The sequence below is a fragment of the Gordonia sp. LMA484 genome (assembly GCF_058129505.1).
The window spans coordinates 2,074,990-2,087,084 of the sequence record NZ_CM176700.1; the positions used below are offsets into that span (position 1 = coordinate 2,074,990).

General features: G+C 68.0%; 12 protein-coding genes. All 12 read right to left on the reverse strand.

The genetic code is table 11. The annotated features are described in order from the left end of the window. Positions 1–94: 94 nt before the first annotated feature. The gene (locus tag AC4AMJ_RS08985) at positions 95–622 is read right to left on the reverse strand and encodes an arginine repressor (RefSeq protein ID WP_489917838.1); all 528 of its coding nucleotides are present in this window, start codon (positions 620–622) and stop codon (positions 95–97) included. Continuing rightward, the gene (argF, locus tag AC4AMJ_RS08990) at positions 619–1,542 is read right to left on the reverse strand and encodes an ornithine carbamoyltransferase (RefSeq protein WP_489917839.1); all 924 of its coding nucleotides are present in this window, start codon (positions 1,540–1,542) and stop codon (positions 619–621) included. Before argF ends, AC4AMJ_RS08985 begins: the two co-directional genes overlap by 4 nt. Beyond that, positions 1,539–2,735, reverse strand: coding sequence for an acetylornithine transaminase (locus AC4AMJ_RS08995; RefSeq protein ID WP_489917840.1), 1,197 nt, complete (start codon positions 2,733–2,735; stop codon positions 1,539–1,541). Before AC4AMJ_RS08995 ends, argF begins: the two co-directional genes overlap by 4 nt. After that, positions 2,732–3,655, reverse strand: a complete 924-nt coding sequence (argB, locus tag AC4AMJ_RS09000) for an acetylglutamate kinase (RefSeq protein ID WP_489917841.1) — start codon at positions 3,653–3,655, stop codon at positions 2,732–2,734. Before argB ends, AC4AMJ_RS08995 begins: the two co-directional genes overlap by 4 nt. Then, entirely contained in the window at positions 3,652–4,932 is a 1,281-nt protein-coding gene (argJ, locus tag AC4AMJ_RS09005) for a bifunctional glutamate N-acetyltransferase/amino-acid acetyltransferase ArgJ (protein WP_489917842.1), read from the reverse strand. Before argJ ends, argB begins: the two co-directional genes overlap by 4 nt. Then, a complete protein-coding gene (argC, locus tag AC4AMJ_RS09010) occupies positions 4,929–5,966 on the reverse strand; it encodes an N-acetyl-gamma-glutamyl-phosphate reductase (protein ID WP_489917843.1) in 1,038 nt (345 codons plus the stop codon). Before argC ends, argJ begins: the two co-directional genes overlap by 4 nt. Positions 5,967–6,094: 128 nt before the next feature. Next, positions 6,095–8,566, reverse strand: coding sequence for a phenylalanine--tRNA ligase subunit beta (gene pheT, locus AC4AMJ_RS09015; RefSeq protein WP_489917844.1), 2,472 nt, complete (start codon positions 8,564–8,566; stop codon positions 6,095–6,097). Positions 8,567–8,638: 72 nt separating this feature from the next. Next, entirely contained in the window at positions 8,639–9,700 is a 1,062-nt protein-coding gene (gene pheS, locus AC4AMJ_RS09020; protein WP_489917845.1) for a phenylalanine--tRNA ligase subunit alpha, read from the reverse strand. 76 nt (positions 9,701–9,776) lie between these two features. After that, positions 9,777–10,646 (reverse strand): TrmH family RNA methyltransferase, encoded by an 870-nt coding sequence (locus tag AC4AMJ_RS09025; RefSeq protein WP_489917846.1) that lies wholly within the window; start codon positions 10,644–10,646, stop codon positions 9,777–9,779. 60 nt (positions 10,647–10,706) lie between these two features. After that, positions 10,707–11,087, reverse strand: a complete 381-nt coding sequence (rplT, locus tag AC4AMJ_RS09030; RefSeq protein WP_489896006.1) for a 50S ribosomal protein L20 — start codon at positions 11,085–11,087, stop codon at positions 10,707–10,709. Positions 11,088–11,138: 51 nt separating this feature from the next. Further along, entirely contained in the window at positions 11,139–11,333 is a 195-nt protein-coding gene (gene rpmI / locus AC4AMJ_RS09035; protein ID WP_005178720.1) for a 50S ribosomal protein L35, read from the reverse strand. Between the two features lie 109 nt (positions 11,334–11,442). Next, complete coding sequence (infC, locus tag AC4AMJ_RS09040) at positions 11,443–12,075, reverse strand: translation initiation factor IF-3 (RefSeq protein WP_489900923.1); 633 nt, start codon at positions 12,073–12,075, stop codon at positions 11,443–11,445. Positions 12,076–12,095: the final 20 nt, after the last annotated feature.

Below are 12,095 nucleotides of genomic sequence, written 5' to 3' on the forward strand. Positions count from 1 at the left end.
CCTGTGTGTCCTGCGCACCCGCGGCGTTTCCGGTGCCGGCTGCGGTGCCTTGTGGTTGATTCTGTCTGAAGGGCTGAGCTGAGGGGCCGCGTGGCTACACGAGGCCCTCGATTCGTCGGGACAGTTCGGCGCCGTCGACCGGCTCCCGGGCGACCACGAAGATCGTGTCGTCGCCGGCGATCGTGCCCACCACGTCGGGCATGCTGGCGCGGTCGATGGCGCTGGCGAGGTAGTGCGCCGCTCCGGGTGGTGTGCGCAGAACCGCCAGGTTTCCGCTGCTGTCGGTCGAGACGAGCAATTCCGCGAGCAGACGTGCCAGTCGATCGGTCCCCCCGAACACGCCGCGAACCGGCGATCCGTCCTCGGGCACCACGTAGACCCCGGCCCCGCCGTCGGCGGCACGCAGTTTGACGGCACCGAGTTCATCGAGGTCCCGGGAGAGGGTTGCCTGGGTCGCATCGATGCCCTCGCCGGCGAGGAGATGCTGTAACTCGGATTGGCTGCGCACCTGATGGGTAGCCAAGATGTCGATGATCCGGGCATGCCGGCCGGCCTTCGTGGCGGCGAGTCGCGACTCGCCGTGTCCGGCATCGCTGGGCGCCGATCGTCCGGTGCTGGTCATTGCTGTCCCAACAGCCAGATCAGCAGCGCCTTCTGCGCGTGGAGCCGATTCTCGGCCTCGTCGAGGACCACGCTGGCCGGGCCGTCGATCACCGAGTCGGTGATCTCTTCCCCGCGGTGTGCCGGGAGGCAGTGCAACACAATCGCTTCCGCATCCGCCTTGGCGAGCAGTTCGTCGTTGATCTGGTACGGCAGGAACGGAGCCTTGCGATCCTTGCCGTCGCCCTCCTGCCCCATCGACGTCCAGGTGTCGGTGACGAGGACATCCGCACCGGCGACCGCTGCGACCGGATCGGAGACGAGCCGCAGCGAGCCTCCGGTCTCCCGGGCTCGCGCGTTCGTCGCCTCGACGACAGCTCCGTCGGGTTCGAAACCGGCTGGGGCGCTGATGGTCACGTGCATCCCCGCAGTCACCCCGCCGAGCGCGAGTGAGTGTGCCATGTTGTTGGCGCCGTCACCGAGGTAGGTCATCGACAGACCGGCGGTGCGGCCCTTGTGCTCGATGACGGTCTGCAGGTCGGCCAGCACCTGGCATGGATGAAAGGTGTCGGACAAGGCGTTGACGACCGGGATCGTCGCGGTCGAGGCCATCGCGTCGAGCCGCTCCTGACCGAAGGTCCGCCAGACGACGGCGTCGACGAACCGCGACAGCACCCGCCCGGTGTCCTCGATCGTCTCGTCCCGACCCAGCTGCGTCGTCGTGCCGTCGACGACGACAGCGTGCCCGCCCATCTGGGCGATGCCCATCTCGAACGAGAACCGCGTTCGGGTGGAGTTCTTGTCGAAGATCACGCCGACGCCGCGCGGGCCCTCGAGGGGACGGTGACGCATCGGTTCGGCCTTCACCTCCGCGGCCAGACGCAGCACCTGTGCCTGCTCATCGGGCGTGAGATCGTCGTCGCGCAGGAAATGCCGGGTCATGCCTTCTCCCCCTGTGGTTCATCGGTGGTTGCCGCGTCCAGGATGTCGGGCAGTGCGGCGACGAAGTCGGCGCCCTGCTCTTCGGTCAGGATCAGTGGCGGCGCGAGCCGGAGGACGTCGGGTCCGGGTGCGTTGATCAGGAAACCCGTATCGCGCGCGGCCTTTTCGGCCTTCGCCGCGATCGGGCTGTTGAGCACGATCCCGAGCAGCAGCCCGGAGCCGCGGACATGCGAGATCTGCGGGTGAGCGAGATTCTCGATTCCCGTGGCGATCGATTTGCCCACGGATGCGACGTGATCGAGGAGGCCCTCCTCGTCGATGGTTCGCAGGACCGCAAGTGCCGCGGCGGTGCACGTCGGGTTGCCGCCGAACGTGGTGCCGTGCTGCCCGGGTTCGAACAGCTCGGCCGCCGGACCGGTGGCGATGCAGGCACCGATCGGTAGTCCGCCGCCGAGTCCCTTGGCCAGCGTCATGACGTCGGGAACCACCCCTGCGCTCTGATGTGCGAAGAAGGACCCGGTCCGGCCGATCCCCGTCTGCACCTCGTCGAGGATCAGCAGCGCACCGCGCTCGGCGGTGATCCGCCGCGCGGCCGCCAGGAAGCCGTTCGGCGGGACGATGACGCCACTCTCCCCGAGGATGGGTTCGAGGATCACTGCGGCGGTGTCCGCGGTGACCGCGGCGTCCAGCGCTTCGACGTCGCCGTAGGGAACGAATCGCACGCCCGGTGGCATCGGCTCGAAAGGTGCACGTTTGGCCGGTTGCCCGGTCATGGCGAGTGCACCCATCGTCCGGCCGTGAAAAGCCTTGTCGGCAGCGATGATCTCGGGTCGACCGGTCCTCCTCGCGAGCTTGAAGGCCGCCTCGTTGGCCTCGGTGCCCGAGTTGCAGAAGAACACGCGGCCCGGGTGCCCGAACTTGTCGAGCAGTTGCTCGGCCAGTTCGACCGCGGGTGCGCTCACGTAGAGGTTCGAGACGTGCCCGAGTGTCTGCAGTTGGGTCGTCACGGCCTCGACGATGGCCGGATGCGCGTGACCCAGAGCGTTGACCGCGATGCCGCCGAGCAGGTCCAGGTACTCCTTGCCGTCGGCGTCACGGACGACCGCGCCGGATCCGCTGACCAGTGCGATCGACGGGGTGCCGTAGTTGTTCATCAGTGCGGCCGACCACCGCTTCTGCAACGGCTCGGTCATGCTGCCCCTCCTGATGTATCGATGTCGGCGACGACGGTGGTTCCCGTCGAGCTCTCGGTCAACAACTGGGCGATCACCGAGTGCGGCACCCGCCCGTCGATCACGTGTGCGGCCCGGACTCCCCCGTTCACGGCGCGCAGGCAGGCCTCCATCTTCGGCACCATGCCGGAATCGAGTGAGCCCAGCAGCCCGGCGAGCTCGTCGGTGCCGATCTGGGAGACGAGCGACCCACGATCCGGCCAGTCGGTGTACAGGCCCTCGACGTCGGTGAGCATGACCAGTCGTGACGCGCCGAGGGCCTCGGCCAGGGCACCCGCGGCGGTGTCGGCATTGATGTTGTGCACCACGCCATCTCGGTCGGGAGCAATGGTGGACACCACCGGGATGCGACCCGCGGCAACCAGATCGAGAACCGCCGAGGTGTTCACCGAGGCGATGTCGCCCACCAGACCGATGTCGGTGGCCACGCCGTCGACGAGCACCGTCCGCCGGGCCGCGGTGAACAGATGCGCGTCCTCACCGGTGATCCCGACGGCATACGGGCCGTGGGAGTTGATCAACCCGACGAGCTCACGCCCCACCTGACCGAACAGGACCATCCGGGCGACGTCCATCACCTCCGGGGTGGTGACGCGGAATCCGCCGCGGAACTCGCCCTCCAGGCCGAGCCGCTTGAGCATCGCGGAGATCTGCGGGCCACCGCCGTGCACCACGATCGGGTGCATACCGCAGGCGCGCAGCAACACCATGTCCGCGGCGAAGGCTCGCTTGAGCTCGTCGTCGACCATCGCGTTCCCGCCGTACTTGACCACGACCGTTGCACCGTGCAGCGCCTGGAGGGCCGGAAGGGACTCGGCGAGGACCAGTGCCTTGTCGAGGGCACCGAGGTTCGTGGTCGAGCTGCCGCTTGTCCCGCTCATGACGAATACGCCGAGTTCTCTTCGACATAGCCGTGCGACAGGTCCGTCGTGCGGATGGTCGCGGACGCATCACCGAGTCCGAGGTCGATCTCGACACTGATGTCGGCGCCGGACAGATCGACGTCGCGAGCGCCGGGCGCGCCACAGCCGTCGACGCACACCGGGGTTCCGTTGAACGACACCGAGATCCGATCCGGATCGATCGTGATCGGAGCGATGCCGACGGCCGCGAGTACCCGGCCCCAGTTCGGGTCCGAGCCGAACAGTGCCGTTTTGACCAGCGAATCGCGCGCGACGGTGCGGGCCACGACGACGGCATCGTCTTCGGTGACGGTGCCCGAGACGGTGACCAGCACGCGTTTCGTCACGCCCTCGGCGTCGGCCATCAACTGCGCGGCCAGGTCGTCGCAGACCGCGAGCACCGCGGCGTCGAGATCGGCTTGCTCCACGGGGATCTGGCTGGCCCCCGAGCTGAGCAGGAGGACGGTGTCGTTCGTCGACGACGAGCCGTCGACGTCGAGCCGGTCGAAGGTACGGGCCGTCGCCTTGCGCAACGAGCTGTCGAGTTGTTCGGGGGTGACCCGCGCATCGGTGGTGAGGACGCACAGCATCGTCGCCAGCGACGGCGCGAGCATGCCTGCGCCTTTGGCCATCCCGCCGACGTTCCAGCCCTGCGGATGATGCAGCGCAACCTGTTTCGGGACGGTGTCGGTGGTCATGATGGCGTACGCGGCGTCGGTGCCGCCGGACAGGCCGCCACCCATGTCCTGCACGATCTCGGTCACACCCGCCAGCACCTTGTCCATCGGCAGCCGGTCACCGATCAGACCGGTCGAGCAGACGGCGACCTCGATCGCACCGGTCTCGGTGCCCCAATTGCTCAGAGCCTCGGCCACGGCCTCGGCGGTGGCATGGGTGTCGCCGAACCCGCCGGGGCCCGTGCATGCGTTGGCGCCGCCCGAGTTCAGGATCACTGCGCGCAACCGCCCGGTGGACAGCACCTGACGGCTCCACAACACCGGCGCGGCCTTCACCTGGTTCCGGGTGAAGACGCCCGCCGCGGCATACTCGGGACCCTCGTTGAACACCAGTGCGAGATCGTGCGCACCGGACGCCTTTATACCGGCGGCGATTCCGGCGGCCCGGAACCCGAGCGGCGCGGTCACGCCTTGCTCCCGAACCATCCGGGGAGCGTCGAGTGGGGCTCCCGGGGTGATCCGGTCGTCGGAATGCGCGGGATCGCCCGACGGCGGAGTCGGTTGCTGCGATGTCGTCATGGCGCCACCCCCACGGTGCTCAGGCCCTCGGCTTCGTCCCAGCCGAGCGCGAGGTTCATCGATTGGACAGCCGCGCCCCCGGTGCCCTTGGTCAGGTTGTCGACGGCGCCGACCGCGACCATCGTGCCGGCCCGCTCGTCCACGGTGACGGCGATCTGGACGGCATTGCTGCCGATCACCGATCCGGTCATCGGTAATGCCTCATCGGGCAGGACATGCACGAATGTCTCGTCGTCGTAGGCCTTCTCATACGCAGACCGGATCTCTGCGGCCGACGCCCGGGTACGGGCCGTGCACGTGGCCAGGATGCCTCGCGCCATCGGCACGAGGACGGGCGTGAACGAGACCGACACCGGCAGATCGGCGGCCGCGGACAGTGCCTGTGAGATCTCCGGCGTGTGCCGATGCGCACCGCCGACACCATAGGCCCGTGCCGAACCGATCACCTCGGATGCCAGCAGGTCGACCTTAGGCGCCCGACCGGCACCGGAGGCGCCACTGACTGCGACAACGGTGACGTGCGGCTCGACGAGTCCGGCCGCCACGGCCGGTCGTAGCGCGAGGATCGAGACCGTCGGATAGCAACCGGGGACCGCGACGCGCGTCGTATCGCGGAGAATCTCGCGGTTGCCCGGCAACTCCGGCAGCCCGTACGGCCAGGTTCCGGCGTGGTCACTGCCGTAGTAGTCGGTCCAATCCTGGGCGTTCTCCAGTCGGTGATCGGCGCCGCAGTCGACGATCAGCGTCGCCGGCGGCAGTGCATCGGCGATCTCGCCCGACTTCCCGTGCGGAAGCCCCAGGAATACGACGTCATGGCCGGCGAGCACCTCGGATGTGGTGTCCTCGAGCACACGATCGGCCAGCGGCAGCAGGTTGGGGTGCAGCGATCCGAGCGTGGCGCCTGCGTTCCCGCCGGCGGTCAGTGCACCGATCTCCAGCTCACCGGATCGCAGACGCGGATGTCCACAGAGAAGTCGTAAGATCTCACCACCCGCGTAGCCACTGGCTCCGGCAACCGCCACCCTGATCGTCATGCGATCATTATGCACGCCGATGCAAATCAATTCATAGGCGGGGTGGGCTGCTCGTTCTTCCTGGCGTTTTTCGTTCGTCCGCTGGATATTTTGCGCGGACGAACGCAAACCCGACGGAAGAAGTCGGCTCAGCGCAGTCGCGCGCCGACCACCTCACCGGCGTGCGCAACCGCCGCCATCTTGGCCTCGTTGGCCTCTTCCTCGGTCAGGGTCCGGTCGGGCGCACGGAATCGAAGTGCGAACGTGAGCGACTTGCTGCCCGCGCCCACCTGGTCACCGGTGAACACGTCGAACAGGTCGATCGCCTCGAGCAGGTCGCCGGCACCGGAGCGCAATGCAGTCTGCACGTCGGACGCCGACACGGTGTCTGCGACAACCACCGCGACGTCCTGCAGGACGGCCGGGAACGGGAAGACCCGCGGCGCCGGCAGGCGTTCGACCAATGGCATCGCGTCGAGATCGATCTCGACCGCGCACAGTCGCTTCGGCAGACCTGCCCGTTCGAGGACCGCTGGATGGAGTTCACCTGCATGACCCACCGTCGTGCCGTCCACGGTGAGCCGCGCACAGCGGCCGGGATGCCACGGCCGGTACTCGGCTGCCGACAGCACGATGTCGACGCCGGCGGCACGACCGATCGCGCGGGCCGCCTCGAACGCGTCCATGTGGTCCGCGGCACGTCCCGGTCCCCACGGACCGGCCGGATCCCGCAAGCCGGTGAGCACCACCGCCACGTGCAGGGGCTGATCCGGCAGAGATGCGTCGAGCGCGGCGATGTCGTTCTCACTCGGACGGCGGGTCACGTCCAGCGCCCCGACCTGTGCCATGTTGTCGCCGGCGAGCACCACCTGACCGATCGTGAACAGTGACAGATCGCGCTGACCCCGTGCGATGTTTCGCGAGGTCATCTCCAGCAGCCCGGGCAGCAGCGTCGTGTTGAGTTCGGGTCGGTCGGTCTCCAACGGGTTGAGCACCTTGACCGTCCGGCGGCGCCGGTCGTCGGCAGGCAGATCCCAGACGTCGAAGACCCCGGCAGGCATGAACGGGTACGGCAGCACCTCGACATAGCCGTCGAGGGCAAGCGTGCGCCCGACCCCGCGTCGACGTCGCTGGGCGGCGGTGAGACCGGTGCCCGCGGGTGCCCGCGGCACCACCGCGGGGATGTCCTCCAGGCCTTCGAGTCGCAGGACCTCCTCGACGAGATCAGCCCGCTCACGCAGGTCCGGGCGCCACGACGGTGGTGTGACCACGAGCAGGTCGCTGCCCTCGACCACGCAGCCCACCTCGCGCAGGCGGGCGGCAGTGGTACCGGTCGGATAGCTGATGCCCGCGGTTCGGTCGGGCTCGTCGGCCGGCATCGAGATCTCCGCCGTGACGGGTGACTCGATACGTGCCTCGCTGAGCGGCGAGGCAATCGTGCCGCCCGCGATGTCGACGATCAGCTGGGCCGCACGATCAGAGGCGACGGCCGTGATCTCCGGGTCGACGGTGCGTTCGAAACGCTTGCTCGCCTCCGACGTCAGCTTGTGACGCTTCCCGGTGCGGAACACCCGGACCGGATCGAAGGTCGCCGACTCCAGCAACACCGTCGAGGTGCCGGTGCCGACCTCGGTTGCCGCACCGCCCATGACCCCGGCCAGTGCGACCGGTCCACTGTCGTCGGCGATGACCACGTCCTCCGGGTCGAGGACCCGGTCGACGTCGTCCAGGGTGGTCAGTTTCTCGTCGGCGCGGGCGGACCGGACCGTGATGGTGCCGGACAGTTTGCCGGCATCGAAGGCGTGCAGCGGCTGTCCGAGTTCGATCATCACGTAGTTGGTGATGTCGACGATGGCCGAGATGGGCCGGATGCCGGCCACCATCAGACGCTTCTGCATCCACCACGGCGACACGGCGTCGGCGTTGACACCCGTGATCACCCGGGCCGTGTAGCGGGTGGCATCGGAATCCGCATCGATGGCAACCGGCCACGCGTCACCCGAGGCCGCCACCGCAGCCCCCACCGCACCGGGATCGACGAACGGCACTCCGAAGCTGCCCGCGAGTTCGCGGCCGAGACCACGGACAGAGAACGCGTATCCGCGGTCGGGCGTGACGTTGACGTCGATGGCGGTGTCGTCCAGTCCGAGCACCTCGTAGGCGTCCGCACCGGGTTCGGCCGTCCCCGGTGCGAGCACCAGGATGCCGCTGTGGTCGGTGCCGATGCCGAGTTCGGAGACCGAGCAGATCATGCCGTCGGAGATCCGGCCGTACGTCTTGCGTGACGCGATCTCGAACGGACCCGGTAACACCACACCGGGCAGGGCCGCGACGATGAGGTCGCCCTCGGCGAAGTTGCGGGCCCCGCAGACGATGCCGCGCGGCTCGGACTCGCCGACCTCGACAGTGCAGAAGCGGATGGGCTTCTTGAACTCGGTGAGCTCTTCGATCGTCTCGACGCGGCCGATCACCAGCGGACCGGTGATCGACGGGAACGGCTCGACGTCCTCGATCTCGAAACCGACGCGGACAAAGGCCTGGTCGATCTCCGCCGCGGTCGCCGACCACTGCGGGTCTCCTTCACGGAGCACCTCGCTGAACCAGGACTGTGGGGCACGCACGTCAACCAACTACTTTCATCGATCGGGCTTTCGCGATATCGGGTATGGGGTCGAGGTCACATCGCGGGTCGCTCAGACCGCCGGGCCGAACGGAACGGTGAAACGGATGTCCCCCTCGACCATGTCGCGCATGTCGGAGATGTCATTGCGGAATTGCAGGGTCCGCTCGAGTCCCATCCCGAAGGCAAAACCCGAATAGACATCGGGGTCGATCCCACTGGAGCGCAGCACATTCGGATTGACCATGCCGCAGCCGCCCCACTCCACCCAGCCGGCTCCACCCTTCTTGCCGGGGAACCAGACGTCGACCTCCGCGGACGGCTCGGTGAACGGGAAGTAGCTCGCCCGCATCCGGGTGGTGGTCTCGGGACCGAACAGGGCGCGCGCGAACACCTCGAGGGTGCCGCGCAGGTTCGCCAGTGTCAGCCCCTTGTCGACGGCCAGGCCCTCGATCTGATGGAAGACCGGTGTGTGGGTCGCATCGAGTTCGTCGGTACGGAAGGTGCGGCCCGGACAGGCCACATAGATGGGCAGGTCGCGGCTCAGCATCGACCGCACCTGGACCGGCGAGGTGTGGGTGCGCAGCACCTGCCGCGATCCCTCCGGGGCGATGTAGAACGTGTCCTGCATCGAGCGGGCGGGATGGTCGGGCAGGAAGTTGAGGGCGTCGAAGTTGTGGTGCTCGGTCTCCACCTCGGGACCCTCGGCGATCTCCCAGCCCATGCCGACGAAGACGTCGGCGACCTGTTCGGCGATCACGGTGATCGGGTGGCGCGCCCCCACCCGACGTCGGCCGCTGGGCAGCGTGACGTCGACGGCCTCCGCCACCAGGACGGCGGCGTCACGTTCGGCCTGCAGCGTGGCCGTGCGGAGATCGAACGCGGCGGTGACCCGGCCGCGCACCTCATTGACCAACTTGCCTGCCGCGGAGCGCTGATCCTTCGGGATGGCGCCCAGCGCGCGGCGGGCCAACGCGATGGCCGAGCGGTCGCCGAGGTGCGCGGTCTTGGCGCCCGCGAGCGCGTCGAGGTCGGCGGCCGCCTCGAACGCCGCGACGGCGGCCGCGGCTGCGGCGTCGAGTTCCTCGGGTTCGGGGAACCGGATCTCTGGGGCGTCGTCGGCAGGGCTGGCCATGCTCCGCGGTCTCCTCGGTGGGTCGTCTGGAAAAACGTTGTGCGCTACCGCGTGATCACATGCAATATCGCGCGTATCAGGGTAGTCGACCGGGATGTGGCGCGACGCTGCCGGTCAACGTCGGAATTACCGGTCCGGGCTCAGCGCGCTCGACCGCGTGCGCCGCGGCACTCTGGTACAGGCAGATCGCAGCGGCCGCAGCGAGATTGAGGCTCTCGGCACGTCCACGGATGGGTATCGACACCTGGTGATCGGCCTGCGCGGCGACGTCGTCGGACAGACCGTGGGCCTCATTGCCGAACAGCCAGGCGGTCGGCCGGGTGAGTACCTCGGCTGCGTCGTCCAGCGCCAGCTCCCCATCGGCGGCGGTCGCGAGCATCGTGATCCCGGCGTCCCGCAGTGCGGTAAGCCCGGCATCGATGTCACGTTCACGCACGACCGGTAGGTGGAACACACTCCCCGCGCTGGCGCGGACGCATTTGCCGTTGTGCGGGTCGACGGCGTCACCGAGCAGGATCACCGCGTCGGCGCCCATGGCATCCGCGGTACGGACCAACGTGCCGGCATTGCCCGGCTCACGTGGTTCGACGGCGACGGCGAGCAGCCGTGGGGTCCGGGCCAGGACGTCGGCGAGGTCGGCGTCCAGCAAGCCGCACACGGCGAGTACGCCAGGCGGCGTCTCGGTCTCGGCGAGCTTCTTCGCGGCTTTCGCTGTGAGCAGTACGACGGGCACCTCGTGACCACGCGCGGCGGCGACGATCTCACGGTGACGCCACTCGTCGTCCTCGGTTACCAGCACGACCTCGACGCGATGGGCCGACAACGCCGCCGTCACCGAGTTGGCACCCTCCACCAGGAATCGGCCTTCGGCCCGCCGGACCGAGGCGCGGTGGAGTTTGGCATACGACACGACCCGCGAGGAGCGCTCGGACAAGACCTCCCTCATCGGATGATCTCGTCGTGTGCGTCGCTCGCGGGTCGTTGTGTCGCTTGCGTCAACGCGTCGTCAGGCCGCGGGTGCGTTGACGTCCGCCGGCAGTGCCTTGCGGGCCACCTCGACGAGGCCGGTGAAGGCCTCCGGGTCGGTGACGGCGATGTCGGCGAGCACCTTGCGGTCAACCTCGACGCCCGCGACCTTCAGGCCCTGGATGAAGCGGTTGTAAGTGATGTCATTGGCGCGGGCCGCGGCGTTGATACGCGCGATCCACAGCTTGCGGAACTCACCCTTGCGGGCGCGACGGTCCCGGTAGGCGTAGGTCATCGAGTGGAGCTGCTGCTCCTTCGCCTTGCGGTACAGGCGCGAACGCTGTCCGCGGTAACCCTTGGATGCCTCCAGGGTCGAACGACGCTTCTTCTGGGCGTTCACAGCCCTTTTCACGCGTGCCATGTTTCAGTCCTCTTTGTTCGTCAGATGTCGGTGTCTGCGGTCAACGCGCGGTCAGCGGTTGAGCAGTCGCTTGATGCGCGGGGCGTCGTTCTCGCTGACGACCGCGACGCCGTCGAGGCGGCGGGTACGGCGCGACGACTTGTGCTCCAACAGGTGGCGACGGTTCGCCTTCTGGCGAACGATCTTGCCGCTGCCGGTCACCTTGAATCGCTTCGCGGTGCCCTTGTGGGTCTTGCTCTTCGGCATGTTCTTCCTTCGTTTGGGCGAACGGGAACCCACCCGAGGCCGTCGGGTGTTTTCTCGTGCGCTGCTGGTCAGTGGTCGCGCGGTCGGTCATCTGACCGTCCGCACCGAACTACTGGCTGGGCTGTTCGTCCTTGGCGGCCGGCTTGGGCCCGCCGTCACGGCTCTGCTGCGCCTTCTGCCGCGTCTTCGCACCCTTGTGTGGTGCGAGCACCATGGTCATGTTCCGGCCGTCCTGCTTGGCCGACGTCTCGATGAAGCCGTAGTCGGCGACGTCGTTGCCCAGACGCTGCAGCAGTCGGTAGCCCAGCTCGGGGCGCGACTGCTCGCGGCCGCGGAACATGATGGTGACCTTCACCTTGGACCCGGCCTCGAGGAACCGGACAACGTGACCCTTCTTGGTCTCGTAGTCGTGGTCGTCGATCTTCGGGCGGAGCTTCTGCTCCTTGATGACGGTCATCTGCTGGTTGCGACGCGACTCGCGCTGCTTCTGGGCGGCTTCGTACTTGAACTTGCCGTAGTCCATGATCTTGCACACGGGTGGCCGTGCGTCAGGCGCGACCTCGACCAGGTCGAGATCGGCCTCGTAGGCCAGGCGAAGCGCATCTTCAACACGCACGATGCCCACCTGCTCCGAGTTGGGTCCGACGAGTCGGACCTCAGGGACGCGGATGCGCTCGTTGATGCGGGTCTCAGTGCTGATGGGGCCTCCTTGATCAGTTTTTCTCTGGTGACCGCCAGGGATATGACATGGGTGGCAGGAGG

Coding starts and splice junctions, on each gene's coding strand:
- AC4AMJ_RS08985 (WP_489917838.1), bottom strand. CDS start 622: ATGACCAGCACCGGACGATCGGCGCCCAGCGATGCCGGACACGGCGAG.
- argF (WP_489917839.1), bottom strand. CDS start 1,542: ATGACCCGGCATTTCCTGCGCGACGACGATCTCACGCCCGATGAGCAG.
- AC4AMJ_RS08995 (WP_489917840.1), bottom strand. CDS start 2,735: ATGACCGAGCCGTTGCAGAAGCGGTGGTCGGCCGCACTGATGAACAAC.
- argB (WP_489917841.1), bottom strand. CDS start 3,655: ATGAGCGGGACAAGCGGCAGCTCGACCACGAACCTCGGTGCCCTCGAC.
- argJ (WP_489917842.1), bottom strand. CDS start 4,932: ATGACGACATCGCAGCAACCGACTCCGCCGTCGGGCGATCCCGCGCAT.
- argC (WP_489917843.1), bottom strand. CDS start 5,966: ATGACGATCAGGGTGGCGGTTGCCGGAGCCAGTGGCTACGCGGGTGGT.
- pheS (WP_489917845.1), bottom strand. CDS start 9,700: ATGGCCAGCCCTGCCGACGACGCCCCAGAGATCCGGTTCCCCGAACCC.
- AC4AMJ_RS09025 (WP_489917846.1), bottom strand. CDS start 10,646: ATGAGGGAGGTCTTGTCCGAGCGCTCCTCGCGGGTCGTGTCGTATGCC.
- rplT (WP_489896006.1), bottom strand. CDS start 11,087: ATGGCACGCGTGAAAAGGGCTGTGAACGCCCAGAAGAAGCGTCGTTCG.
- rpmI (WP_005178720.1), bottom strand. CDS start 11,333: ATGCCGAAGAGCAAGACCCACAAGGGCACCGCGAAGCGATTCAAGGTG.